Annotated in this window: 20 protein-coding genes and 1 pseudogene; 12 read left to right on the top strand and 9 right to left on the bottom strand. The window is 64.0% G+C overall.

The window, feature by feature from the left end:
- Nucleotides 1-56: 56 nt before the first annotated feature.
- The 3 genes from HDG32_RS02720 to HDG32_RS02710 all read right to left on the bottom strand — a co-directional run bounded on the left by HDG32_RS02720 (nucleotide 57) and on the right by HDG32_RS02710 (nucleotide 3,232).
- Nucleotides 57-797 (bottom strand): TetR/AcrR family transcriptional regulator, encoded by a 741-nt coding sequence (locus HDG32_RS02720; protein ID WP_090806910.1) that lies wholly within the window; start codon nucleotides 795-797, stop codon nucleotides 57-59.
- A gap of 105 nt (nucleotides 798-902) precedes the next feature.
- Complete coding sequence (locus HDG32_RS02715) at nucleotides 903-2,192, bottom strand: FAD-binding oxidoreductase (protein ID WP_184063004.1); 1,290 nt, start codon at nucleotides 2,190-2,192, stop codon at nucleotides 903-905.
- Nucleotides 2,193-2,299: 107 nt separating this feature from the next.
- Nucleotides 2,300-3,232, bottom strand: coding sequence for a dihydrodipicolinate synthase family protein (locus HDG32_RS02710; protein ID WP_184025420.1), 933 nt, complete (start codon nucleotides 3,230-3,232; stop codon nucleotides 2,300-2,302).
- Nucleotides 3,233-3,391: 159 nt separating this feature from the next.
- On the opposite strand from HDG32_RS02710, the gene HDG32_RS02705 reads away from it, so the two are divergent.
- Together HDG32_RS02705 and HDG32_RS02700 are read left to right on the top strand one after the other, a co-directional pair.
- Nucleotides 3,392-4,330: a LysR family transcriptional regulator gene (locus HDG32_RS02705; RefSeq protein WP_184063002.1), complete on the top strand. Its 939-nt coding sequence runs from the start codon at nucleotides 3,392-3,394 to the stop codon at nucleotides 4,328-4,330.
- Between the two features lie 309 nt (nucleotides 4,331-4,639).
- Nucleotides 4,640-7,753, top strand: a complete 3,114-nt coding sequence (locus tag HDG32_RS02700; protein ID WP_184063000.1) for a transglycosylase domain-containing protein — start codon at nucleotides 4,640-4,642, stop codon at nucleotides 7,751-7,753.
- A 5-nt stretch (nucleotides 7,754-7,758) separates the two neighbouring features.
- On the opposite strand, the gene HDG32_RS02695 is transcribed toward HDG32_RS02700, so the two are convergent.
- The 5 genes from HDG32_RS02695 to HDG32_RS02675 all read right to left on the bottom strand — a co-directional run bounded on the left by HDG32_RS02695 (nucleotide 7,759) and on the right by HDG32_RS02675 (nucleotide 13,479).
- Nucleotides 7,759-9,003 (bottom strand): ROK family transcriptional regulator, encoded by a 1,245-nt coding sequence (locus HDG32_RS02695; protein WP_184062998.1) that lies wholly within the window; start codon nucleotides 9,001-9,003, stop codon nucleotides 7,759-7,761.
- Between the two features lie 42 nt (nucleotides 9,004-9,045).
- On the bottom strand, nucleotides 9,046-9,849 hold the full coding sequence (locus HDG32_RS02690) for an ATP-binding cassette domain-containing protein (RefSeq protein WP_184062996.1): 804 nt from the start codon (nucleotides 9,847-9,849) through the stop codon (nucleotides 9,046-9,048).
- A 20-nt stretch (nucleotides 9,850-9,869) separates the two neighbouring features.
- A complete protein-coding gene (locus HDG32_RS02685) occupies nucleotides 9,870-10,859 on the bottom strand; it encodes an ABC transporter permease (protein WP_184062995.1) in 990 nt (329 codons plus the stop codon).
- Nucleotides 10,860-10,956: 97 nt separating this feature from the next.
- Nucleotides 10,957-11,961, bottom strand: coding sequence for a sugar ABC transporter substrate-binding protein (locus tag HDG32_RS02680; protein WP_184062993.1), 1,005 nt, complete (start codon nucleotides 11,959-11,961; stop codon nucleotides 10,957-10,959).
- A gap of 474 nt (nucleotides 11,962-12,435) precedes the next feature.
- The gene (locus tag HDG32_RS02675; protein ID WP_184062991.1) at nucleotides 12,436-13,479 is read right to left on the bottom strand and encodes a LacI family DNA-binding transcriptional regulator; all 1,044 of its coding nucleotides are present in this window, start codon (nucleotides 13,477-13,479) and stop codon (nucleotides 12,436-12,438) included.
- Between the two features lie 193 nt (nucleotides 13,480-13,672).
- On the opposite strand from HDG32_RS02675, the gene HDG32_RS02670 reads away from it, so the two are divergent.
- The 5 genes from HDG32_RS02670 to HDG32_RS02650 all read left to right on the top strand — a co-directional run bounded on the left by HDG32_RS02670 (nucleotide 13,673) and on the right by HDG32_RS02650 (nucleotide 20,075).
- On the top strand, nucleotides 13,673-14,839 hold the full coding sequence (locus HDG32_RS02670; RefSeq protein WP_184062990.1) for an ABC transporter ATP-binding protein: 1,167 nt from the start codon (nucleotides 13,673-13,675) through the stop codon (nucleotides 14,837-14,839).
- Nucleotides 14,840-14,859: 20 nt separating this feature from the next.
- Nucleotides 14,860-16,839 (top strand): beta-galactosidase, encoded by a 1,980-nt coding sequence (locus HDG32_RS02665; RefSeq protein ID WP_184062988.1) that lies wholly within the window; start codon nucleotides 14,860-14,862, stop codon nucleotides 16,837-16,839.
- A gap of 85 nt (nucleotides 16,840-16,924) precedes the next feature.
- Nucleotides 16,925-18,181 carry an ABC transporter substrate-binding protein gene (locus HDG32_RS02660; protein WP_184062986.1) on the top strand — a complete coding sequence of 419 codons (1,257 nt, stop codon included), beginning with the start codon at nucleotides 16,925-16,927 and terminating at the stop codon, nucleotides 18,179-18,181.
- 57 nt (nucleotides 18,182-18,238) lie between these two features.
- Nucleotides 18,239-19,213, top strand: coding sequence for a carbohydrate ABC transporter permease (locus HDG32_RS02655; protein WP_184062984.1), 975 nt, complete (start codon nucleotides 18,239-18,241; stop codon nucleotides 19,211-19,213).
- A 10-nt stretch (nucleotides 19,214-19,223) separates the two neighbouring features.
- Nucleotides 19,224-20,075 carry a carbohydrate ABC transporter permease gene (locus HDG32_RS02650; protein WP_018423397.1) on the top strand — a complete coding sequence of 284 codons (852 nt, stop codon included), beginning with the start codon at nucleotides 19,224-19,226 and terminating at the stop codon, nucleotides 20,073-20,075.
- Between the two features lie 294 nt (nucleotides 20,076-20,369).
- Here HDG32_RS02650 and HDG32_RS02645 read toward each other — a convergent pair.
- Nucleotides 20,370-21,062: pseudogene (locus HDG32_RS02645) on the bottom strand (hypothetical protein); the annotation flags it as partial.
- A 234-nt stretch (nucleotides 21,063-21,296) separates the two neighbouring features.
- Here HDG32_RS02645 and HDG32_RS02640 point away from each other — a divergent pair.
- The 5 genes from HDG32_RS02640 to HDG32_RS02620 all read left to right on the top strand — a co-directional run bounded on the left by HDG32_RS02640 (nucleotide 21,297) and on the right by HDG32_RS02620 (nucleotide 23,560).
- Entirely contained in the window at nucleotides 21,297-21,629 is a 333-nt protein-coding gene (locus tag HDG32_RS02640; RefSeq protein ID WP_184062982.1) for a DUF2322 family protein, read from the top strand.
- A 246-nt stretch (nucleotides 21,630-21,875) separates the two neighbouring features.
- Nucleotides 21,876-22,166 (top strand): hypothetical protein, encoded by a 291-nt coding sequence (locus HDG32_RS02635; RefSeq protein ID WP_184062980.1) that lies wholly within the window; start codon nucleotides 21,876-21,878, stop codon nucleotides 22,164-22,166.
- Between the two features lie 50 nt (nucleotides 22,167-22,216).
- On the top strand, nucleotides 22,217-22,360 hold the full coding sequence (locus HDG32_RS02630; protein WP_167368704.1) for a hypothetical protein: 144 nt from the start codon (nucleotides 22,217-22,219) through the stop codon (nucleotides 22,358-22,360).
- Between the two features lie 97 nt (nucleotides 22,361-22,457).
- Nucleotides 22,458-22,685, top strand: a complete 228-nt coding sequence (locus HDG32_RS02625; RefSeq protein ID WP_018423381.1) for a hypothetical protein — start codon at nucleotides 22,458-22,460, stop codon at nucleotides 22,683-22,685.
- A 101-nt stretch (nucleotides 22,686-22,786) separates the two neighbouring features.
- Nucleotides 22,787-23,560 carry a M23 family metallopeptidase gene (locus tag HDG32_RS02620; RefSeq protein ID WP_311539266.1) on the top strand — a complete coding sequence of 258 codons (774 nt, stop codon included), beginning with the start codon at nucleotides 22,787-22,789 and terminating at the stop codon, nucleotides 23,558-23,560.
- Nucleotides 23,561-23,587: the final 27 nt, after the last annotated feature.

Here is a 23,587-nt window from a genome sequence, read left to right as displayed (position 1 = left end):
GATGTGGCTTTCACCACATCCCGTTTCCATTTCAGCCGGTCGCCGCGCAACCGGCGTCAATCGTCCTTCTTCACGAACCGCAAGATCGCATCGACGATCATCGCCCGATGCCGCGCCCGCAGCCGCGGATGCGACGGATCGCGCCCAAACGCGGTGCCGAACGTATGCCGGTTGCCCACGCGATGGAAACACAGCGAGCTGATCATCAGATGCAGATCGATCGGATCGATGTCGCTGCGGAACTGGCCCGCCGCGATGCCGCGCGCGAGCAGATCCTCGATCGTGTGAATCACGGTGACGTTGCGTCCTTTGAACGTCTTGACCTGCTCGACGTACTTCGCGCCGTGAATGTTTTCGATCGTCACGAGGCGCACGAAATCGCGCTGACGGTCGTGGTAGTCGAACGTGAATTCGACCAGCGCGCGCATGCCTTCGACCGGATCGAGTTCGCTGATGTGCAGGTCCTGTTCGAGCGCGCGAATGTCTCCATATACCTTTTCCAGCACCGCCTGGTACAACCCTTCCTTGCTGCCGAAGTAGTAGTACAGCATGCGCTTGGTGGTGTTCGTGCGTTCCGCGATCGCGTCGACGCGGGCACCCGTCAGCCCCATCGCGGAGAACTCCTGGGTCGCGACGTCGAGGATGTTGCGCTTAGTCTGCTCGGGATCGTATTTGCGTGGGGCGTCCACACGCGGGGCGTCGGTACGCCTGGCGCCGGTACGTCGCGCGTCGGCGTGCGGCGTGCCAGACACGATGCCGTTGGTATCAGGCTCGGCGGCCTTGCTTCCCTTTTTCATTGTGGTTTCGAGCGGCAGTGACGGCGCATTCTAGCATGGCGAAACGGGCCTCTGGCGTGGGTCCCGGGCATCGACGAAGGCATCTCGAAGGGGCTTGCGTGGCGCTTACGCGACCGGGCGCGTGGGCCGGCGGCGCGCGGCGAGTGCGTCGCGTGTTTGCATCGCGGTGTACGTGAGCTGCGCGGCCGCGAGGCCGAGCGCGCCGTACGTGCGCGCGAGGCCGAAGGTCGCGAACGCGTCGGGCACCGGCCGTTCACCGGAGATAGCCGCGGCCAGCAGTTCGCCCGACACCGTGGTCGGCGCCATGCCGTGTCCGCCGAAACCGACCGCGTACCAGACGCCGTCCGTGCTTTGGCCGATCTGCGGCATCTTGTGTCGCGCGTAGCTCATCAGGCCGCCCCATGCGTGCTCGATGCGCACGTCGCGCAGCTGCGGATAGACCTTCAGCAGGTCCTGTCGCAACAGACGCGCGATCGCCTCGGGCTCGCGGTCGCGCACGGAGATGCGGCCGCCCCACAGGATGCGCGTGTCGGGCAACGGGCGGTAGTAGTCGAACGCGAAGCGGGTGTCATAGATCGCGGCGCGTGTGGCGATTGCGTCGTGCAAGCGTTCGCCGAGCGGCTCCGTTGCCATCACGTAGGTGGCGATAGGCAGCACCGCGCGCTCGACGCGCGCGTACACGTTGCGTGCATAGCCGCCGCCCGCCATCACGACGTGACGCGCGTCGAGCGCACCTTGCGGCGTCTCGACGACGAAGCCCGCGCCGTCGCGCCGCAAGCTGACGACCGGCGAGCGCTCGTGTATCGTCACGCCCGCTTGCGCGGCCGCCGCGGCGACGCCGACAACGTATTTGAGCGGATGAAAATGGAACGCGTTGCGCTCGAACAGGCCGCCGTGATAGCGGCTCGTTTTCAGTTGCGCGGCGAGTTGGTTGGCAGCGATCGGTTCCCAGTCGACGCCGAACGAATCGCGCATCAGACGCCGTTGGGCTTCGAGACGCGCAGGTTCGTCGAACCAGTTCGCGAGGATCACGCCGGCATCGGTCGCGTCGCAATCGATCCGATAGCGCGCAATTCGCTTGCGCATCAGCTCGACCGCGTCGGTGGTCAGCGCATAGAGTTCGCGCGCGCGAGTCGGCCCGAGCGTCTTCAGCAGGTCGGCGCAATCGAGGCTGTAGCCGCCGAACACGAAGCCGCCGTTGCGTCCCGATGCGCCGAAGCCGACCTGCTGCGCCTCGAGCACGACGACGTCTTCGACGCCGCGTTCGGCGAGTCCCAGCGCGGTGGAGAGTCCCGCAAGTCCGCCGCCGACGATGCAGACGTGCGCGCTGCGTCGGCCGTTGAGCGGCGCGTAGGCGGAGGAGCGGGTGACGGTGGCTTCGTAGAAACTTTGCATGAGGCGCGAGCTTGTGGACACGCCCTAGGTTAGCGGCAATCGCGTGTGCCCGTCCAGCCCGCGTGAGCCCGCACGTCGACAGGCGCCCCGCCGCGCTTCGTTCTGCGTTATCGACCCCAGCGCAACACCAGCGGATCGAGCCGGCGTGCGATCTTCAACAGTCCTTCGCGCGTCGCCGGATGCATCTGCGGCAGCGGGTGACGCACCGCGTCCGAACCGATCACGCCGCCTTCCTTCATCAGCGCCTTGCACGATGCGAGGCCGCCCTGGCGATTCTCGTAGTTGATCAGCGGCAGCCACTGCTGATAGTGCGCGGCGGCGGCCTCGGTATCACCGGCCGCATAGGCATCGACGATCAGGCGGATGCCATCGGCATAACCGCCGCCCGTCATCGAGCCGGTCGCGCCCGCATCGAGGTCGGCCATCAGCGTGATTGCTTCCTCGCCGTCCCACGGACCGACGATCGCGTCGCCGCCCAGTTCGATCAGCTCGCGCAGCTTGTTCGCGGCCTGCGGCGTTTCGATCTTGAAGTACGACACGTTGTCGATCTCGCGCGCCATGCGAGCGAGGAACGGCGCGGACAACGGCGTGCCGCTGACCGGCGCGTCCTGGATCATGATCGGAATCTGGATGGCATCGGACACCGTACGATAGAACTCGTAGATGCCGCGCTCGCCGATGCGGATCGTCGCGCCGTGATACGGCGGCATGACCATCACCATCGCGGCGCCCGCGGCCTGCGCTGCGCGGCTGCGCTCCGCGCACTGGTACGAGCTGAAGTGCGTGGTCGTCACGATCACCGGCACACGGCCCGCGACGTGTTCGAGCGCAAGATGCATCAGTGTGTTGCGCTCGTCGTCGGACAGCGCGAACTGCTCGGAGAAGTTCGCGAGAATGCACAGGCCGTTCGAGCCGGCGTCGATCATGAAATCGAGGCAGCGCTTCTGACCTTCGAGGTCGAGACGCCCGGCGTCGTCGAAGATCGTCGGCACGACGGGGAAGACGCCGCGCAGGGCGGGAGAGTGTGACGCTTGGCTCATGGCGATGTGGTCCGTACGGGGATGGAAGGATTGCGCTCGAGCCCGCGAACGGGCGGCGCAACTGGATGAATGTCTCCTTCGGCGACTATACGGCGCTGGGCCTCGCGGGTATATTGAATTGTTTCCATATCGTGATCGCTTTTGCGACTCACCCCACCGATGAAAGACACGCTCAGCGTCCTGCTGTCGAAGCTGCGCATGAAGCAACTGCATCTGCTGATCGCGCTCGACGATCACAAATCGCTGCACAAAGCGGCCGGCGTGATGTCGATGACGCAATCGGCGGCGAGCAAGGCGCTGCAGGAGCTCGAATCGATGCTCGACGCGCCGCTTTTCGAGCGCTCGAAAAGCGGCATGATCCCGAACCAGCTCGGTCATTGCGTGATCCGATATGCGCGCGTCGTGACGACAGACCTCACCGCGCTCTGCCAGGACGTCGCCGAAATTCGTTCGGGGCGCGGCGGGCGGCTCGCGCTCGGCGCGATCATGGGCGCGATTCCCGACTGCGTGGTGCCCGCGCTGAATCAATTGCATGCGGCGCAACCGGGTCTGGCGATCGAAGTGGTCGAGGACACCAGCGCACGAATGCTCGCGCAGCTCGACGACGGGCGGCTCGATCTGGTGGTCGGCCGAGCGGCGGTCGCGGCCGATCCGTCGAAGTATCAGTATCGTCCGCTCGGCGACGAGCCGTTGGCGGTGGTGGTCGGTTATCAGCATGCGCCGTTGCCGCGCCGCGAGATGATGTTGCGCGATCTCGCCGGGCATCGCTGGGTCATGTATCCGTCACACATGCCGCTGCATGCGCTGCTCGAACGCGAGATGGATCTCGCCGGCCTCGACATGCCCGACAATCCGATTTCGACGGCTTCCACGTTCGTGACAGTTGCACTGCTGCAAAGCAGCGCCGAACTCGTTTCGCTGCTGCCGAGCGCAATTGCTGGGCCGTTCGTGCGGCACAAGATGCTGCGCGTCGTGCCGGTCAGGCTCAAATCGCCATCGCAGACGTTCGGCATCGTCACGCGCAAGGGCGGCGTGCTGTCGCCGCCGGCGGAACGGTTTATCGCGCTGTTGCGGGCACAGACGAAAGCGCGAATTTAGGCGCGGCGCAAACAGGCTGCTCAGCTGTCCGCCCGGTTGTCGGTAAGAATGCCAGCCAAAAAGCGACTTTCTTTCGGCAAGGGCCGCCAGAAACGGCAAAACCGCCCGAACAGGCGGTTTGTTATTCGTGTGAAAAGAGCTTCAATATCTCATGCCGGTTCGCGTTTTGTCATCCGACGCCAGCAGGTGTTGTAGCCGCGACACTGTCGCATCAATCCGAACCGATGAGGGTTTCTCGTTCCGAGCTACACTGGTTTGAATGAACTGAGCCAGGCTCGACGCCCTGGCCATCGCTCGGGGAGAGCAGCCATGAATCGGCCACCGCTTCGGTTTCCGCTTCGCGTGACCAGCACCGTGCCCGTGCGGAGTTGGCGTTGGCTCAAATGGGGGCTTGGCGCGTTTTTGCTGCTCGCGGTGGCGCTGATTGCGCGGCTCGTGCAGATCGAGATCGAGACCTCGCGATTGCAGGCGCGGTACCTTTCCGAGCTGACCCGCGACGTCGCTTTTTCGGTCACCGACGGTCCCAGTCATTCCATCCGCTTTCCGCAAGCCGACAAGGGCCCGTACGACGCGCGCCTCGGCTACGCGCTGTTGCCGGCTATCCAGCAGCGTCTGTTGCAACATGGCTTCGAAATCAGCTCGCAGGCGCGCGATTCAGAACGCATGCTTTCGCTAGCCGATGACGGCCTGTTCCTGCCTTACGACGAAAAAGACACGGCCGGCCTGCAATTGTTCGACGGCACCGGCGTGCCGCTATACAGCGCTCAGTTTCCCGGTCGCGTGTACGACAGCTTCGACGCGATTCCGCCGCTCGTGGTGAACTCGCTGCTGTTCATCGAAGATCGCTATCTGCTCGATCCGGATCAGCCGAACCGCAATCCGGCGATCGACTGGGGGCGCTTCAGCCGCGCGCTCGTCGACCAGGGCGCGCGCGTGTTCGATCGTCATCAGCAGACGCCCGGCGGCAGCACGCTCGCGACGCAGATCGAGAAATTCCGTCACTCGGCGGGGGGCCGCACCGCGACGCCGCCGGAAAAGCTGCGGCAAATCGCGTCGGCGTCGGTGCGCGCTTATCTGAACGGACCGCAAACGCTGCCGGCGCGCGAACAGATCGTGGTCCATTATCTGAACTCGGTGCCGCTTGCCGCGCAGCCCGGCGTCGGCGAAATCAACGGTATCGGCGATGGGCTCGCCGCCTGGTATGGGCGCGATTTCCGCGAGACCAACCGGCTGCTGAAGGCGCCGTCGACCGATGCAAATCTGCCCGACCAGGGTCTGGCGTTTCGCGAAGTGCTGTCGCTGATGATCGCGCAGCGCGCGCCGTCGTTTTTTCTGCAGCGCGGCTATCCCGAGCTCGAACGGCTGACCGACAGCTACATGCGGCTGCTCGCGAGTGGCGGCGTGATCACCGGGCAGTTGCGCGACGCGGCGCTGGCGGCGCACGTCGAACTGCATCGCGCGCCGCGCAGCACACCGGATCTCGGTTCGTTCGTGTCGCGCAAGGCCGTCACGTCGATGCGCTCGCATCTGCTCGCCGCGCTCGGCGTGCGTAGTTTCTATGAACTGGACCGCCTCGATGTGCAGGCGACAGGCACGCTGAACGATGACGTGCAACAAGCCGTTGCCGAGCGCCTCGCCGCCGCCGCGACGAAAGACGGCGCGAAGGCCGCGGGCCTCGTCGGCTACGAAATGTTGCGCGGGTCCGACGATCCGTCGCATATCGCCTACAGCTTCACGCTGTTCGAGCGGCACGGCGACGCGAACCTCGTGCGCGTGCAGACCGATAGCGTGAACCAGCCGTTCGACATCAATTCCGGCGCGCGCCTGAACCTCGGCTCGACCGCGAAACTGCGCACCGTCATCACGTATCTGCAGATCGTCACCGATTTGCACACACGGTACGCATCGCTGAGCAATGCCGAGCTGAAGGCGATCACGCCCGATCCGAACGATCGGCTGACGCGCTGGGCGATCGACTATCTGCTGCACACGCGCGACCATTCGCTGCAGCCTATGCTCGACGCCGCCGTCGAGCGTAAATACTCGGCGAGCCCGGGCGAAACGTTCTTTACGGGCGGCGGCGCGCAGACCTTCACGAACTTCGAGTCCGACGACAACAGCCGCATCCTGACCGTGCATCGCGCGTTCCAGCATTCGGTGAACCTCGTGTTCGTGCGGCTGATGCGCGATATCGTGCACTATGAAATGGTGCAGACCACCGGGCCGTCGTCGCAATGGCTCGGCGATCCGGCGACCCGCAAGATGTACCTGACACGTTTCGCCGATCAGGAAAGCCGCGTGTACATGAAGCGTTTCTACACGAAGTACCACGGCAAGACGCCTGATCAGCAGATCACGCTATTGCTGCTCGGGGTGCGCAAGTCGCCCCCGAAAGTGGCGACCGCGTTGCGCAGCGTCGCACCGGATCAATCGAACGCGTGGTTCAACAGGTTGATGTACGCGGCGCTGAAGAACACGCCGGCGGCTTCGATGCTCGACGACGAAGATCTCGCGAATCTGTACGACAAGTACGGCATCAACCGCTTCAACCTGAACGACCGCGGCTATATTTCGAGCGTGCATCCGCTCGAACTATGGACGCTGAACTACCTGCGCTCGCATCCGGATGCGACGCTTGCGCAGATCGAAGCCGCGAGCCAGGACGTGCGCCTGTCGACTTACTCGTGGCTCTTCAAAACGCGCTATCACGTGACCCAGGATCACCGCATCAAGCGCATGGTCGAGCTGCGCGCCTACGACGCGATCGGCAAATCGTGGCAGGCGCTCGGCTATCCGTTCGCGACCCTGACGCCGTCGTATGCGGCGGCGATCGGCGCGTCGGGCGATCGTCCGGCGGCGCTCGCGCAACTGATCGGCGTGATCACGAACGGCGGCAACAAGGTGCCGACCGAAACGCTGACGCAAATCGACTTCGCGAAGGACACGCCGTACGAAACGCATTTCAGCCGCGCGGTGGTCGCGCCGCAGCAGCAGGTGTCGCCGGAGATTGCCGGGGAGGTGCGGATGCTGTTGCGCGACGTCGTGACGGGCGGCACCGCGAGGCGTCTCGCGCAAGGCATGACGTTCCCGAACGGCGAAACGCTCGAAGTCTATGGCAAGACCGGCACCGGCGATCAGCGCTTGAACGTGTACGCGAAGGGCGCGCGGTTGATCGAGTCGCGCAAGGTGAATCGCAGCGCGACCTTCGTGTTCGCGCTCGGCGACCGCTTCTACGGCACGTTGACCGCGTGGGTGCACGAGCCGTATGCCGCGCGTTACGACTTCACGAGTGCGCTGGCGGTGCAGTTGCTGAAGTCGATGGCACCGGCGTTGCAGCCGTTGCTCGACAAGCCGGTTCAGAAAACGGTGACGGCGGCGCCGGCGGGATCGACGCCTGCGGCGACGAAAGTTGCCGCGCAGTGAATCGCTCACCGCTCGTCATAACCTGCCTCCGACGCCGCCGGCTTCAGGAACAGCTCATGCACCGGCGCGAAATGCGCATATAGCGGCAGAATCGCACCGCCCATCGCGCGGGCATCGGCGCCGATCGCGCCTTCGAGCAATTGCGGCCGCACCATCCCTTCCCATTCGAAACGATCGAGCACGCGCTCGGTGCGGCGAATGATCTCGCGCAGCAGTAGCCGGTCGAACTCGCCGTCGATCACGACGGCTTCGAGATCGAGCAACGCGGCCGCATTGGTTAGCGCGTTCGCGATCGCCGGGCACGCACTGTCGAGCCATCGCTCGGTATGCCGCCACAACTCGGGCGACAACGCGCGATGATCATGCGCCGCGGCCGCCGGCGCGCCCGCATCGCTGAACAGTCGTTCGAGCACGAAGCCCGATGCCGCGTGCAGCAACTGCCGCGCGGGTTTGCGTGCGCCGCCTTCGCGCAGCGGGATCGAACCGACCGCGCCCGCGTTGTCGTGCGGACCGCCATGCAGACGTCCGTCGATCACGAGACCCCCGCCGATGAAGGTGCCGACGAACAGATACAGGAAGTTGTGGATGCCGCGGCCCTGGCCCATCACGAGTTCGGCCGCGCAGGCGGCCGTGGTGTCTTTGGCGAACTCGACGGGCAGGCCGGTTATCGTCGCGATGCGCGCGCGCAGATCGATGTCGTTCCAGGCGTCGAGCGCGTCGGGCGGCGCGCCGAGAAAGTCGCGCCAGCCGCCGAGCCACAACGGCGCCGCGACACCGACGCCGACCACCTTGCCCGCCTTCGCGCCGAGCGTCTGGTTCACGCGCGCGAGTTTGTTTTCGAGCGCGGGGAACAGCGCGCGCGGATCGGGATACGCATACTCGAATACGTCGCGGCATACGATGCGCCCGGCGAAGTCCATCGCGAGCACGTCGAGACTGCGGCGTCCGACCTTGATACCGATCGTGTACGCGCCGTCCGCGCACAACGCGATCGGCACCGACGGCTGGCCGATCTTGCCGCGCACGCGCGCGTGCTTTTCGAGCAGGCCGTCGGCGATCAACCGGTCGACGATCATCGACACCGTCTGCATCGAAAGACGCGTGAGGCGGCCGACCTCGGCCTTCGGCAGTGGTCCATGCAAGCGGATCGTTTGCAGCACGATGCGCTCGTTGAATTGCCGCATGCCGACCTGATTCGAACCGACCGTGCGTTTGACCGGCGAACGCCTGCTGGTGCTGGGGGTGTTCATTGTCGTGTACCGGCCTCGTGGCTCAGCGGATTGGGCGGCGCGTCATGCGATCGCCTTCACGTCGGCTTCCTTCGCCCCGGTCATGATCGCGACCGCTTCCGACATGTGCACGTCCTTCGTATTGACGAGCGCCGCGCGCCGGCCGAGCCGCTGGATATGGATGCGGTCCGCGATCTCGAACACGTGCGGCATGTTGTGGCTGATCAGAATCACCGGCAGGCCACGCTCGCGCACGCGCCGGATCAGTTCGAGCACCATGTTGCCTTCCTTCACGCCGAGCGCGGCGGTGGGCTCGTCCAGAATCACCACGTGGCGCGCGAATGCCGCGCTGCGTGCAACGGCGACGCCCTGGCGCTGGCCGCCGGACAGCGTTTCGACCGCCTGGCGCATCGAGCGGATGCCGATTTGCAGATCCTTCATGGCCGCGGTCGCTTCGTCGAGCATGCGGCGCTTGTCGATCATCTTGAACAGCGAGCCGCGCCAGCCGGGCTTCAGCAACTCGCGGGCGAGAAACAGGTTTTCGGCGATGCTCATCGCCGGCGCGACGGCGAGTTCCTGGTACACGGTCTCGATGCCTTGTGCGCGCGCATCGAGCGGACTGCGGAACTTGACCGGTTTGCCGTCGAGCAGAATCTCGCCTTCGTCGGGCACCGTGGCGCCCGAGAGCGCCTTGATCAGCGACGATTTGCCCGCGCCGTTGTCGCCGATCACCGCGAGGATCTCGCCGGGCAGCACTTCGAAATCGCAACCGTCGAGCGCGGTCACGTTGCCGTAACGTTTGACGAGCCCGCGTGCCTGCAGAACCGGCATCGCAGCGGACATGGAAGAGGAGGTGGAGGTCGACATGACAAGGCTCCTGTGCGGGATCAACGGCCGCGGTGCGAGAGTTTATCGGCGGCGACCGCGAGAATCACGAGGATGCCGGTGATCAATACCTGGTACACCGAGGAAACACCGATCAGCGTCAGGCCGTTACGGAATACGCCGACAATCAGCGCTCCAAGCAAGGTGCCGACGATCGAGCCGCGTCCACCGAACAGACTTGTGCCGCCGAGCACGACCGCGGTGATGCTGTCGAGGTTCTCGGTTTGCCCGGCCTGCGGATCGCCGACACCGGTGCGCGCTACCGACAGCAGCGCGGCGATGCCGTAGATCGCGCCGGCAAGCGTGTAGACGGTCAGCAGAATCCGCTGCGACGACAGGCCCATCAGTCGCGCGGCCTCGGCGTTGTTGCCGAGCGCGTACAGATGCCGGCCGGGCACCGTGTCGCGCAGCACGAACCACGTGGCCAGATACATCAGCAGCGTCAGCACGGTCCCGTACGTGACTTCCGCCGGTCCGAGCCTGAACGTGCTGCCGAGGAACATGATCGCATCGGGCAGGTTCGACACGCTTTCCGCGTTCGAGTAGATCTGCGTGAGCGCAAACGCGATGTTCAGCGTACCCAGCGTGACGATGAACGCCGGCAACTTGATGCGCGTGATCAACAGACCGTTCAGTAAGCCGAACAAGGTGCTGGCGCCGATGCCGCACAGAATCGCGAGGATCGGCGGCACGCCGAGCACGACCGCGAACTTCGTCATGATGATCGAGCCGAAGGCCATTACCATGCCGCAGGACAGATCGATGCCACCGGTCAGCACGATCAGTGTCTGGCCGATCGCGATGACCGCGACGACCATCGTCTGTTGCAGGATCAGCGACAGGTTCTGGAACGATAGAAAGCGGCTGCTCTGCGAGACAAAGAATGCGCAGGCCAGCACCAGCGCGATCAGCGGTCCGATTTCGGACAGCGACGGCAGGTGCTCGGTAAAAGACGGGCGCGGGCGGCCGGCGGGCGCGGAAGGGGTCGACATGATGGCAGTCCTCGGTACATGAGCGTGACATGTAGGTCACGCTGCAAATCAATTGGCGGCCCGGTGCGACGCGCAACGGGCCGCTGTGCAATGCGCGTTACTTGTTGCCCCAGCAGTTGTCGAGGCCGAACTTCGTGTCTTTGCTGTCGATGCCGGACATCGGCTTGTCGGTGATCAGCGTGACGCCGGTGTCCTGATAACCGGACACCTTCTTGCCGGTTTTCGCGTAGTCGACGCCGGCGGTGACGCCGAGCGCGGCCATCTTCAGCGGATACTGCTGCGAGGTCGCCGCGATCGCGCCGGCCTTCACGTTGCGCACGCCTTCGCAACCGCCGTCGATCGATACGATCATCACGCCCTTGTCCTTGCCCGCCGCCTTCAGCGCGCGATACGCGCCGGCCGCGGCCGGTTCGTTGATCGTGTAGACCACGTTGATGTCGGGCGCTTTCTGCAGGCAGTTTTCCATCGCCGTCTGACCTTTCGCCTGATCGCCGCGCGTGTCCTGGCTGCAGACGATCGACGGATCGCCTTCCTTGACGCCGAAGCCTTCGAGGAAGCCGTTGTGGCGCAGCACGCCGACCGACACGCCCGGCGCGAGATCGAGCGTGGCGATCTTCGCGGGCTTGCCGTTCAGCGCGGCCTTCGCATATTTGCCGATCAGCACGCCGGCCTTGAAGTTGTCGGTGGCGAACAGGGCGTCGGTTGCGTCCTGCGGATCGGTCGGCGTATCGAGGGCGATGACCATCACACCGGCCGCGCGTGCCTTCTTGATGCTCGGCACGATCGCCTTGGTGTCGCTCGGCGTGATCAGGATTGCTTTCGCGCCGGCCGTCATCATGTTTTCGATCGCGGTGACCTGACTCGCATTGTCGCCGTCGAACTTGCCGGCGGCCGTGATCAGTTTCGCGCCGTCTTTCGACGCGGCCGCGTCCGCGCCCTGGCGCATCTTGACGAAGAACGGGTTCGTATCGGTCTTCGTGATCAGACCGATGACGGGCTGGTCGGCGGCCTGACTCGCGCTTGCGCACCACAGCGCCGCTGCCGCGGCGCACATCGACGCGATTGTCCTGGCGACAGGACGCCTGTGGAAATTCAGATTCATGAGACGCTCCTCCGGTTATTGGCAACGACGTATGGGACTGCAGATAGATCGAAACTGCGAAGCTGCGGGCTTGACGTTTGACGATGACGCTTCGATGCAATGTGGTCCGAAGGAAATCGCCTAAATCACTTTGGTTGATTTAGTACAGCAGGCGGGCGATCGCTCGTCAAGGAAATGTGAACGCGGAAAATCGCTGTGCAGCGAACCGCGTGCAGGCTGAGAGCCTTGTGTGGTAACGCTTTGGCGCCGTGCTGCAGTGCGAAGCGGCGCTTCTGGGCTTGGGGAAAGTCCTGGCCCGGGTCGGACATTTGTGGGCGAACGTCGCGTTCGCGACGGTTTCCGCGGTATTGGCCTGCATTGCGTTGGCGGTCGGTGCGCGCCGGCCTCGTCACGCGAGTTGACGCGCGGCAAGCTGGCCGAGCCTGGTCCAACTGCTACGAACTGCAACCTTGCGGCGCGGCTGTAACCGCCACATCAACGCGAACGCGGTGCGGCCGTCGATGCGCGCACGACCAGTTTCGGCTCGGACGAAATCCGCATCGGCACGGGCGCCGGCATGTCCCGCGCGGCGCGTCCCGGCTGTCCGTACGAAGTCTCGATCAACTCGCGCAGCAGTTCCACTGCAAGTCCGGCGACCTCGACCGTCGGCACCGCCACCGTCGTCAGTGCGGGGCGCGACTCGCGCGCGAGCTGGATGTCGGTGATGCCGATCACGGACAGATCGTCCGGCACGCGCAGGCCGAGATCCGCGGCCGCGTGCATCGCGCCGAGCGCAGGCAAATCATTGGTCGCGAAGATCGCGCTGAGTTGCGGATCGGCTTCGAGCAGCGCGCGGGCCGCCAGGTAGCCGCCGTGGATCGTGTCGGCCGCGTGTCGCACGCGATTTCTCGTCACACCGGCCGCGCGCAACGCGTCGACGAAACCTTCGAAGCGCGCCGCGTGAATGCCCGACGCCTTGCTGCCGACGATCGCACCAAAGCGCCGATGCCCGAGCTCGAGCAGATGCTCGCCGGCCAGTTGGCCGGCCAGCCGGAAATCGACCGCGACGCACGGCAGCCCGGGCGGCTCGGTGGGCCGCTCCCACATGCACAGCACGACCGGCGTGCCACGCGCTTCGGTCTCGTGCAGATCGGCGAAATCGAGGTTCGCGTTGGTCACGAGCACGCCTTCGGACAAGGTGCCGGCGATCTGGTCGAGGTACGCGCGGCCGCTTAGCGGATCGTCGTTGGTATTGCAGATGATCACGAAGTGGCCGCTCGTACGCGCAGCGCGTTCGACCGCGAGCGCGAACTCCGGATAGAACGGATTCGCGATGCTCGACACCATCAGCGCGAGCGTCGGCGCGCGGCCCTCGGCGAGCGCGCGTGCGGCGAGATGCGGGCGATAGCCGAGCGCCGCGACTGCCTCGAGCACGCGTTGCCGGGTCGTTTCGCCAACGCGGCCGCGCTTGCGCAGCACGTTGGACACCGTCGCTGGCGTGACGCCGGCATGACGCGCGACTTCGCTGAGTGTGGGCATGATGTGGCCAGTATTTGGGATGGCTGTCCGACATTTGCGTCGCGGCGCGAGGCGCGGCAACATCTGTCATCGAACCAACGTACAAAACGATATCGGAGACAGACCAACGATCGCCTTGCGATCGATTTTTCGGTCGCGCTGATTAAGCGCTTAATCTCCGACTTCGCGCCGATTAAATCACGGAGTCGATGCAATGGCGAGCATTTCGTTACGAGGCGTGCAGAAGGCGTATGGCGACGGTGCACCGGTGATTCGCAACGTCGATCTGGACATCGGCGAAAACGAGTTCTGCGTGTTTCTCGGCCCGTCGGGTTGCGGCAAGTCAACGCTGTTGCGCATGATCGCCGGGCTCGAGGATGTGACCGACGGCGACCTGTCGATCGGCGGGAAGATCGTCAACGACGTGCCGGCCGCGCAGCGTGGCGTAGCGATGGTGTTCCAGAGCTACGCGCTGTTTCCGCACATGAGCGTGTTCGAGAACATGGCGTTCGGCCTGAAACTCGCGAAGACCCCGAAGGATGAAATCGAGCGCAAGGTGCGTGAAGCCGCGCGCATCCTGCAACTCGAGGCACTGCTCGAGCGCAAGCCGAAGGCGCTGTCGGGCGGGCAGCGGCAGCGCGTCGCGATCGGCCGCGCGATCGTTCGCGAGCCCGGCGTGTTTCTGTTCGACGAACCGCTGTCCAATCTCGATGCAACCTTGCGCGGACAAACGCGCGTCGAAATCGCGCGTCTGCATAAGCAGTTTGCGAAGGCGAGCGTGGTCTACGTGACGCACGATCAGATCGAAGCGATGACGCTCGCCGACAAGATCGTGCTGCTGCATTCGGGCAAGGACACCGAGCGCTACGGCAGCATCGCGCAAATCGGCGCGCCGCTCGAGCTGTATCACCGCCCGAAAAGCCGCTTCGTGGCCGGCTTTATCGGCTCGCCGCGAATGAATTTCCTGCCGGGCAAGGTGGCGTCGCTCGATGCGCAGGGCGTGCTCGTCACGCTCGATCACACCGGCGAGAACGTGCGTGTGCCGGTCAGCAGCGCCGGATTGCAGCCAGCGCAGCCGGTCACGTTCGGCGTGCGTCCCGAGCATCTCGAGTTCGTCGATGCATCGGCCACGACCAATGCGGCCGCGTCGCAAGACGGCGTGCTCGCGCGCACCGTATCGCTCGTCGAGCAGCTTGGCGAACACAGCTACGTGCACCTCGATCAACCCGGCGGCGCCGTTCTGATCGCCAAGGCGCCCGGCAACACGCGCCTGGCTCCAGGCGATCGCGCGAGCCTGCGGGTGTCGCGCACGGCCTGTCATCTGTTTACCGAGGACGGTTTCGCGGCCGCGTCGCTCGAATCCGTCGAACACTACGCTTGAAAAACACTGGGGACATAGGGATGCGTCTTGGAGTCTGTTATTACCCGGAGCACTGGCCCGAGTCGATGTGGGACGACGACGCGCGCCGGATGAAAGCGCTCGGCATCGAGCAGGTGCGGATTGCGGAATTCGCCTGGAGCCGGATCGAGCCGACTCCCGGCGAATACGACTGGGGCTGGCTCGATCGCGCCGTCGACGTGCTCGGCGCGGCTGGCCTGAAGGTCGTCATGTGTACGCCGACCGCGACGCCGCCGAAGTGGCTGATCGATCGTCATCCGGAGATCCTGCCGATCGGCGCCGATGGACGTCCGCGCGCGTTCGGCTCACGGCGTCATTACGACTTCTCGTCGCCCGCGTATTTCGAGGCTTCGCGTCGTATTTGCACGGCGGTGGCCGAGCGTTACGGCAAGCATCCGGCGGTCGCTTTCTGGCAGACCGATAACGAATTTGGCTGTCATCACACGGTGGTCAGTTATTCGGCGGCCGCGGTCGCGCGCTTTCGCGAGTGGCTGAAGGCGCGTTATCGCACGATCCAGGCGTTGAACGAGACGTGGGGCACAGTGTTCTGGAGCATGGAGTACCGCGGCTTCGAAGAAATCGACGCGCCGGTCGGCACCGTGACCGAGGCGCATCCTTCGCATCGTCTCGACTACCGGCGCTTCGCCTCCGACGAAGTGGCGCGCTACAACCGCATGCAGGTCGAGATCATTCGCGCGCATTCGCCGGGGCGGCCGGTCGCGCACAACTTCATGCAGCTCTTCACCGAGTTCGATCACTACAAGGTCGCGGCCGATCTCGACGTCGCAACATGGGACAGCTATCCGCTCGGCGCGCTCGAAGAGCAGTGGTTCGCGCCGGACATCAAGGCGCGCTGGTTGCGCACTGGTCATCCGGACTTCGCGTCGTTCAATCACGACGTCTATCGCGGCATGTCGAAGCTGCCGTTCTGGGTGATGGAGCAGCAGCCGGGTCCGGTGAACTGGGCGCAATGGAATCCGGCGCCGCTGCCGGGCATGGTGCGGCTGTGGAGCTGGGAAGCGTTCGCCCACGGCGCGGGCTGCGTGTCGTATTTCCGCTGGCGTCAGGCGCCGTTCGCGCAGGAGCAGATGCATGCGGGGCTCAACACGCCCGACAACCGGCTCGACGTCGGCGGCAATGAAGCATCGCGGGTGGCGTCCGAAATTCACGCGGTGCTCGCCGCGAACGCCGATGCCAATGCGTCGATCCGCTCGAAAGTCGCGCTCGTCTACGACTATGAAGCGAAGTGGTTGTTCGAAATTCATCCGCAGGGCGCGGACTTTCACTATCCGCGGTTCGCGTTCGAGTACTACTCGGCTTTGCGCGCGCTTGGACTCGACGTCGATGTCGTGCCGGCCGATGCATCGTTCGATGGTTATAGCCTCGTCGTCGTGCCGCCGCTGCCGGTCGTGCCCGACGATTTCGCCGAACGTCTCGCGCGCTCGGGCGCGCAGGTCGTGCTCGGGCCACGCACCGGATCGAAGACGTGCGAGCTGCGGATTCCGGCGAATCTGCCGCCGGGCGCATTGACGTCGGTGCTGCCGCTGCGCGTGTGGCGCGTCGAATCGATGCGGCCGAACGTCACCGAAGCGGTGCTGCTCGAACAGCAGGGCGGTGCCGCCGAGGGCTTCGCGCGACACTGGCGCGATTTCATCGACAGCGATGCATCATCTTCATTCGACGTGCGCGCGCGTTTCGCGGACGATCATCCGGCGTACGTGCGAAGCGGCGCGTATCACTACTTCGCGAGCCTGTTCGACGACGCCTTGACCGTGCGCCTGTTCGCGCGCATCGCGCAGGAAGCGGGCCTCGAAACGCAGGCACTCGGCGACAGCGTGCGCATCAGCCGTCGCGGCGGACTGACGTATGTGTTCAACTATGGCGATCGAACCCACACGCTCGACGACATTTCCGACGACGCATTCGTGATCGGCTCCCGGGAGGTGGCGCCGCAAGGGGTAGCGGTCTACCGCTCGCAATAGAAGTCCGGCCTTGGCAATTCCACGCAGTCATTCGATATAGAAGCGACAACGACGTAAAAACCATGGAATGAAGGAGACAGTCAGGATGAAACTGAAACCACGCAAGATTCTGTTGGCGCTCGCGCTGGCCGCGGTTGCCGCGGGGACCTCGGTCGTCGTCGGCACCGCGCAGGCGGCCACGCTCGCGCTGAACATCGCGTACAAGGGCGCGAGCCAGCGCGCGGTTTGGCAGCAGGTGGTCGACGAGTTCAAGAAGGCGCATCCCGGGATCGACGTGAAGGTATCGTTCATCGATGAGGAAGCCTACAAGGTTCAGTTGCCGGGTTGGCTTTCGACTGTCGCGCCCGATATCGTCAACTGGCACGACGGCGAGCGTATGGCGTATTACGCGCAGCGTGGCCTGTTCGAGGATCTGACCGGCGACTGGCAGAAGAACGGCTGGAACGACATGTATGCGTCGACGAAGGAAGCATCGTCGTACAAGGGCAAGCAGTATGCCGCGCCGACCGTGTACTACTCGTGGGGGATGTTCTATCGCAAGGACCTGTTCGAGAAGGCCGGCATCAAGGGCGAGCCGAAAACGTGGGACGAGTTTCTCGACGCCGCGAAAAAGCTGAAGGCCGCCGGCATTACGCCGATCGCGGTGGCGGGCCGCGATGCCTGGACGCTGGCCGGCTGGTTCGATTATCTCGATCTGCGCCTGAACGGCAATGCGTTTCACCAGAAGCTGATGGCCGGCGAAATTCCGTACACCGATCCGCGCGTGAAGAAGGTCTATACGACGTGGAAGCAACTGATCGACGACGGCTACTTCATCAACAATTCACTGTCCTACGATCTCGACGCGGTGCAGCCGTTCCTGTTCCAGGGCAAGGCTGCCATGATGCTGATGGGGACGTTCATCGCGGCGGGTTTCCCGGACAACGTGAAGCCGCAGATGGGGTACTTCCAGTTCCCGATCATCGACTCCAAGGTGCCGACCGCCGAGGACGGGCCGGTCGAATCGCTGCATATTCCGTCGAAAGCGAAGAACAAGTCCGATGCGCACACGTTCCTTGCGTTCGTCGAGACGCCTCAGATCGGTGCGCAACTCGCAAAGGGACTCGGCTCGTTGTCGGCGAACAGCAAATCGCCGGAGCCTGAAGATCCGATTTCGAAGATCGGCTTCCAGATTCTGTCGAACACGAAGGGCGGCATTGCGCAGTTCTACGATCGCGACATGACGAAGGAAATGGCCGACGAAGGGATGAAGGGGATGCAGCAGTTCGTCTCCGATCCGTCGAAACTGGACGACATCCTCGCGCAGCTCGAGCAGACGCGTCAGCGTATCTACAAGAAGTGAGCGGCGGCGGCCGCAAGGCCGCTGTCCGATGCATCGGATTGGATCGGGAGATTGATCGTGTCGCATTCCGTCAGCCGTCATAGCGTCGACGGTCCTGTTGAACCCGGCGGCCCGGGCTTGCCGGCGTCGAGCGGTGCGCTGGGCGGCGCGTCGGTCGCGCCGCGCCGGCGCGGTCCCACGCCGACCGCGCGGCGGCAGCGGCGCGCCGCGTTCCTGTTTCTCGCGCCGGCCTGCTTCATGGTGGCCGTGTACGTGGTGTGGCCGATCCTCTCGACGATCCGCCTTAGCTTCTTCAACTGGGATGGGATGACCGAGCCGACCTTCATCGGCCTCGCGAACTATATCGAGCTGGTCCATACGCCCACGTTCTATACGGCGCTCAAGAACAACCTGATCTGGCTCGTGCTGTTTTTGCTCGCACCGCCGATGGGCCTCGCCGTCGCGCTGTATCTGAATCAGGCGGTGGCGGGCATCCGTATCGTCAAGTCGCTGTTTTTCGCGCCATTCGTGTTGTCGGGGGTCGTGGTCGGACTGATCTTTTCATGGTTCTACGATCCGACCTTCGGCCTGCTCGCGATGATGCTCGGCCACGGCGTGCCGGTGCTCGGCGATCCGCGCTATGCGACGCTCGGCATCGTGTTCGCGGCGCTGTGGCCGCAAACCGCGTACTGCATGATTCTTTATCTGACCGGCTTGACCACGTTGAACGCCGAGCAGATCGAAGCTGCGCGAATGGAAGGCGCGCAGGGCTGGTCGATGCTCTGGCATGTCATCCTGCCGCAGTTGCGGCCCACGACGTTCATGGCCATCGTCGTGACGATCATCGGCGCGCTGCGCAGCTTCGATCTGATTTCGGTGATGACGGGCGGCGGTCCGTTCGAAAGCTCGACGGTGCTCGCCTATTTCATGTACGACCAGGCGATCAAGTACTACCGCATCGGCTATTCGGCGGCGATCGCGGTGGTGCTGTTCGGCATCATGCTCGTGTACATCGTCTATCACCTGCGGCGAATGCTGCGCGCCGAGCAATGAGGAGCCGCTGATGTTTCCGATTCCGATCGACAAATGGAAGCCGGCCACGCGCCGCGCATACAAACTGACGTTGCCGATTGCACTCGTGATCTGGCTGTTGCCGATGATCGCGGTGCTGGTCACGTCCGTGCGTTCGACCGAAGAACTGAGCGAGGGCAATTACTGGGGATGGCCGAAGCACTTCGCGATGTTCGATAACTATCGCGAGGCATTGACGACGTCGCCGATGCTGCATTACTTCTGGAATAGCGTGCTGATTACGGTTCCTTCCGTAGTGGGTTCGATCGCACTCGCGGCGATGGCGGGCTTTGCCTTGGCGATCTATCGCTTTCGCGGCAATTCGACGTTGTTCGCCACGTTCGTCGCGGGCAACTTCGTGCCGATCCAGGTGCTGATGATTCCGGTGCGGGATCTGTCGTTGCAACTCGGTCTGTTCAATACCGTGAGCGCGCTGATTCTGTTTCATGTGTCGTTCCAGACCGGCTTTTGCGCGCTGTTTCTGCGCAACTTCATCAAGCAGCTGCCATTCGAGCTGGTCGAGGCGGCGCGCATCGAAGGGGCGAACGAGTGGACCGTGTTCTTCAGGATCGTGCTGCCGCTGATTCGTCCCGCGCTCGCGGCGTTGGCGATCCTCGTGTTCACGTTCGTGTGGAACGATTATTTCTGGGCCTTGTGTCTGACGCAAGGCGACGACGCCGCGCCAATCACGGTCGGCGTGGCCGCGCTGAAAGGGCAGTGGACGACCGCGTGGAATCTCGTTTCGGCGGGATCGATTCTGGCGGCGCTGCCATCGGTCATGATGTTCTTTGCGATGCAGAAGCATTTCGTCGCGGGTCTGACGTTTGGCGCGACGAAGGGGTGATGCTGTTCACGCGTGGCGCTGCCGCGTAGAGAAGGGTTGCCCGCGGAAGCGGGCTTTTTTCGGTGCGGCGCGCAGCTGCTCGCACGCTGACTTCTCGATCAACGCTTTTCAGCTGACGCCGGGTTGACCCGCTGCATAACGGCATTCAACGCCGCGCGCACTATCGAGAGGCCGCTTGCCTTCGCCGACTTGGCTCGCGAAGTCCAACTTCTGCTTCCGGTATGGCTGCTACCCCTATCAACCATCGAACGAGGCCTTCCTGCCTGAAAACAGGAAGGAAGGCGCCTGCCGCTATCAGGCCGGATCAGCGTACTTCAGCGTCCACGTCAGCGTACGGCTGGCGCCGCCCGTCAACGCGAACGGGTTGGTCGTACAGGCGAAGTTGGAGTGCAACTGTCCAATCGGCGTGGTCGACAGCGGGTTCGTCGCGGGGCTATTCGTGTAGCTGACCGAGTAGCCGTCGCTATTCGCCGTCGTGTTCTGGAAGTCCGCGAACGACGTGTAGTCTGTTTCCACCGCGAGATTGCCCGTCAACGTGCCCGAGCTCAGCGTATCAGTGCGCGTGATCGAGCCCTTGGCGAACGTCAACACGGTGTGCACCTGCAGATCGCGATCCGTCGTGTACAACGCGTTCCTGGCCGCTTGCCTGAACTTCGCGGTGTCGAACGTGGCGACCACCTGACCATTGGTTTCCTGCACGTTAAGATTTTTGTAGTACGTGACCGGGATATAGGTTTTGCCGTTGTACGTGACCTGCGGAATCATCAGCGCATAGCCGAGGTCAGTACGTGCCGTACGCGAGATTGTCCGAGAACGGCGCCGGATAGTACGGCGTGTACGAGTTGTAGTCGGGCGCCTGGCTCAGGTTCAGGTTGATCACGCGCTTGCCGTCGCGCACCGTGATCAGCGCGGCGCTATGCGGATGCGCGGTATCGCTTGGCTGTTGTACCAGGTCAGCGTGTAGTGCGGGAACGCGTCGAGGTAAGACTGCATGTCGAAGCATTCACTCGTCGTGGAGCCGACGCATTGCTTTCGCCTCCATGCCGACTTCCTTCGCTTTTCTTTGATCTGTCGAGGCCAGGGGCGATGCGAAAAATTACCAGGAATACCAGGTATCAGATGCGCGTGCCGATCCGTCGTGGCCACCAATTCGCCCGCTTGCCGCCCATCGGATAAGATACGGCCCGCCATGCATTTTTTAGAACGGAAGGAGTGGTTTCAATGATCGAACCGAGCAACGTTTTCAAGGAAAATCTCGCCAGAATGCCGACGATCGACGGCATCGCACACATCGATCTGGTCAACGGCAGCGGTACCGTGGTCGCTAGCATCGAGAACAAACCTGGCAAGCAGGGCTCGCTCGCGGTGTACAACTACCTGCGCGGCGCGTTCGGCACGCTCGACGCGAAGGCGGCCGAACACGGCCTCGCGCTGTTTGCCGAGCATACGGCCGACGCGCGCAACCGTCCGGGCGCGCATCCGAACGTCGATCACCTGCTGGCGATTGCCGCTGGCGGCGAGGCATTGCGCATCGATGTTGTTCCGGCAGCTTGAGGCCGCTCAAAGTCTTTTCCGCGCCGGCAAGGTAGACGTTTTCCTGCCGCTGCCGCGAATTCCAACGCCCCGGCGACGGGATTTGCGGCCCACCTGCGCTAATTGCTCGGTAAAAACCCTCGTTTTTCCCGAAGCCCCCGGATTGGCTTCAGATTCGGCTTCTGTTCGGTGAATTGAAACGCGGGGGGCGGCGCACACTGGATTCGTCCCGCCGCGTATACCGCGCTTTTCCGTCAGGAGCCCCGGATGTCTTCCCGTCACAACAAACCCCGCCGGTTCGACGCCGACCTGCCGGAACTCACCACCTCGGAACGGGATCAGCCGACGCCGGGTCCGGACGACCGCGCGATGCGCGAACTGCAACGCGGTTCCGAAGCCATCGTGCGTCTCGCCACGCAGGCACACGCGGCCATCGCCCGAAGCGACGAAGCGGGCGCGCAAGCCGCGCGCCAATCGCTCGAAACGCAGCTGACGTTCACGACCGCCCTGATCGATGAACTGCTGTTCGGTGCGCCCGAGCGGTCCACGCTGCATTGACAGCCTACGCAGCAGCATCACCGTATTAACCCGCAGTTCCGGAAACTGACATGAGCGCTTTGACCGTCATTCTTTGCATATGGGCCATGGTCGCGTTTTGCGCGGTCCTGTTCATCCGCGGCGCGAGTCCGCGCGTCGAGCGTGAGGCGGAGCAGCCGCGTGCTCGTCCGTCGCGCTATTCGATCGCAGAGTGACGCGCACGACCAACGACGCGGAACCAACGGGGTAACATGAGGAGCGCCGGCGCCACTGCCGGCCGGCACCGACGATGTTCCCCACGGAGGTTCCCGTATGGACACACATTCGATTCTCGGCATGCTGCATGCCGAAGAGGCTTTGCTGGTCTCCATCGTGCGGTCGCTGCCCGACGATATCAGGCGCAGGATCGCCAACGACTTTCACGAGCAGGCGCAACTCGCCGAAAGCTCGCATCTGAATCCCACCACGAACCGCGAAACGAGCGACGCGTTCAAGGCCCATGTCCGACGGCTGTCGAACATGCTTGCTTCGTTGTCGTAACCCGGTCGCGCAACGGCGACCCCGACGTCTCGCTCCTGAGCAAGGACTCGACGCGGGCCGTTGCCCGCGTGCCGATACCGGCGTCGGCACCCGCACCGGTCGTGCCCGCTGCGCAAGCTCCCGCGTATACCGTGAGGGAAGCGCCGGTCGAGCGTACATTCGCGGCGGCCGCGCAGAGCATCGGCGTCGATGCGGGCACCACAGCCATTCTGTCGCGCGATCTGCAACCTGGCGACCGCGTGCGCGCCGTATTCGACACCGGTAGCGACAACAGCAAAGACGCATCGCGCGAACCGCTCGCGGTGCGCATCATGCGAGGCTCGACCGCGCACGACGTGTTCCTTCAGAAAAATCTTCACGGCCAACCGGTCTACTACTCGAAAGACGGCGTCAGCCGAGGGCCTGCGTTCGAGCGCTATCCGCTCGACTTCACGCGCGTGTCGTCGGCTTTCTCGTTGCGCCGCTTCGATCCGGTGCTGCGTCGTTGGCAAAGTCATGACGGTGTCGACCTTGCCGCGCCGGTTGGCACGCCCGTGCGTGCCACCGCGCGCGGCGTAATCCGCTTTATCGGCCGTCAGACCGGTTATGGCAACGTGGTCGTCATTCAGAACCCGGCACCGTTTTCTACGACGTTCGCGCATCTGTCGCGCTTCGCGAAAGGACTGCGCTCCGGCAGCCGCGTAATGCGCGATCAGGTGATCGGCTATGTCGGCAAGACCGGTTGGGCAACCGGACCGCATCTGCATTTCGAGGTCCACGTGAACGATGTGCCGCAGGATCCGCTCAAGGTCGACCTGCCGCGGAAGAGGTCGCTTGCCGGCGATGAATTACGGCAGTTCGAGTCGCGTGTCGCGCAATTGACCGCGCTGCTGTAAGCCGCTTGCCGTCTCAACTTTGCGACA

This window comes from Paraburkholderia sp. CI2, from assembly GCF_014201055.1.
Classification (GTDB): Bacteria; Pseudomonadota; Gammaproteobacteria; order Burkholderiales; family Burkholderiaceae; genus Paraburkholderia; species Paraburkholderia tuberum.
Note: the sequence above shows the minus strand (reverse complement) of the source record. Positions and strands in the feature narration are given on the sequence as shown.

Excerpts from the sequence above, each read along its gene's own strand:
- HDG32_RS02670 (WP_184062990.1), top strand. The coding sequence starts at position 13,673 with ATGGCGAGCATTTCGTTACGAGGCGTGCAGAAGGCGTATGGCGACGGT.
- HDG32_RS02690 (WP_184062996.1), bottom strand. The coding sequence starts at position 9,849 with ATGTCGACCTCCACCTCCTCTTCCATGTCCGCTGCGATGCCGGTTCTG.
- HDG32_RS02710 (WP_184025420.1), bottom strand. The coding sequence starts at position 3,232 with ATGAGCCAAGCGTCACACTCTCCCGCCCTGCGCGGCGTCTTCCCCGTC.
- HDG32_RS02650 (WP_018423397.1), top strand. The coding sequence starts at position 19,224 with ATGTTTCCGATTCCGATCGACAAATGGAAGCCGGCCACGCGCCGCGCA.
- HDG32_RS02665 (WP_184062988.1), top strand. The coding sequence starts at position 14,860 with ATGCGTCTTGGAGTCTGTTATTACCCGGAGCACTGGCCCGAGTCGATG.
- HDG32_RS02700 (WP_184063000.1), top strand. The coding sequence starts at position 4,640 with ATGAATCGGCCACCGCTTCGGTTTCCGCTTCGCGTGACCAGCACCGTG.
- HDG32_RS02705 (WP_184063002.1), top strand. The coding sequence starts at position 3,392 with ATGAAAGACACGCTCAGCGTCCTGCTGTCGAAGCTGCGCATGAAGCAA.
- HDG32_RS02695 (WP_184062998.1), bottom strand. The coding sequence starts at position 9,003 with ATGAACACCCCCAGCACCAGCAGGCGTTCGCCGGTCAAACGCACGGTC.
- HDG32_RS02625 (WP_018423381.1), top strand. The coding sequence starts at position 22,458 with ATGGACACACATTCGATTCTCGGCATGCTGCATGCCGAAGAGGCTTTG.
- HDG32_RS02685 (WP_184062995.1), bottom strand. The coding sequence starts at position 10,859 with ATGTCGACCCCTTCCGCGCCCGCCGGCCGCCCGCGCCCGTCTTTTACC.
- HDG32_RS02630 (WP_167368704.1), top strand. The coding sequence starts at position 22,217 with ATGAGCGCTTTGACCGTCATTCTTTGCATATGGGCCATGGTCGCGTTT.
- HDG32_RS02715 (WP_184063004.1), bottom strand. The coding sequence starts at position 2,192 with ATGCAAAGTTTCTACGAAGCCACCGTCACCCGCTCCTCCGCCTACGCG.
- HDG32_RS02680 (WP_184062993.1), bottom strand. The coding sequence starts at position 11,961 with ATGAATCTGAATTTCCACAGGCGTCCTGTCGCCAGGACAATCGCGTCG.
- HDG32_RS02660 (WP_184062986.1), top strand. The coding sequence starts at position 16,925 with ATGAAACTGAAACCACGCAAGATTCTGTTGGCGCTCGCGCTGGCCGCG.
- HDG32_RS02640 (WP_184062982.1), top strand. The coding sequence starts at position 21,297 with ATGATCGAACCGAGCAACGTTTTCAAGGAAAATCTCGCCAGAATGCCG.
- HDG32_RS02720 (WP_090806910.1), bottom strand. The coding sequence starts at position 797 with ATGAAAAAGGGAAGCAAGGCCGCCGAGCCTGATACCAACGGCATCGTG.
- HDG32_RS02635 (WP_184062980.1), top strand. The coding sequence starts at position 21,876 with ATGTCTTCCCGTCACAACAAACCCCGCCGGTTCGACGCCGACCTGCCG.
- HDG32_RS02675 (WP_184062991.1), bottom strand. The coding sequence starts at position 13,479 with ATGCCCACACTCAGCGAAGTCGCGCGTCATGCCGGCGTCACGCCAGCG.